The sequence below is a fragment of the Arsukibacterium sp. MJ3 genome (assembly GCF_000987765.1).
Taxonomy (GTDB): domain Bacteria; phylum Pseudomonadota; class Gammaproteobacteria; order Enterobacterales; family Alteromonadaceae; genus Alishewanella.
The window spans coordinates 1-506 of the sequence record NZ_LAHP01000156.1 but is presented as its reverse complement, the minus strand read 5'-3'; the positions used below and the strand labels follow the sequence as shown (position 1 = coordinate 506).

The 506-nt window shown below is 45.3% G+C and carries 1 protein-coding gene; it reads right to left on the bottom strand.

What is annotated here, in order from left to right; translation table 11 throughout:
• Positions 1–372 (bottom strand): ISAs1 family transposase (locus tag VT06_RS17710; protein WP_161795055.1); only part of this gene is annotated, 372 nt, incomplete at its 3' end.
• Positions 373–506 lie beyond the last annotated feature (134 nt).

The following is a 506-nucleotide window of genomic DNA, read 5'->3' as shown; positions in this document are numbered from 1 at the left end:
CTGCTCAAGATAATCTTCATTTATATGTGCTTTGCGCTGTTTTCGTGGCACGCTCATCGCTTTACTGGTTTCTGCTCGAAGCATGTTTAACCCCAGATGTCTCATGGTGGCCATATTTGCCGCCGCATGGCCTCGGAATATCTGGTTATCGTCCTCATCCATGCTGACATCAAGCACCCAATGCAGTTTATTCTCAATGCCCCAATGACTACGAACTGCTTTGGCAAACCGCTGGCTTGTTAAGGGCGCTGAACTGATAAAATAACGGTATTCCAGGCGGCTCACTTTGTGCTTTTCCATCCGATAACTTATTGCTAAGCCTATAGTTTTTAAGTCAGCCCATGACTCAAGTAATGCTCGCTGGCAGCACACTGCTTTCCAGCACACTACTTTTTAGAAAAAAATATGCACGATACTCAATCCGACCGCGGTTTTTTTCGACTGAACTGAGTTCTTCTGGTTCAGATTTCAGGTGCGCTTTAAACACAGCTTGAATACCTTCGTGT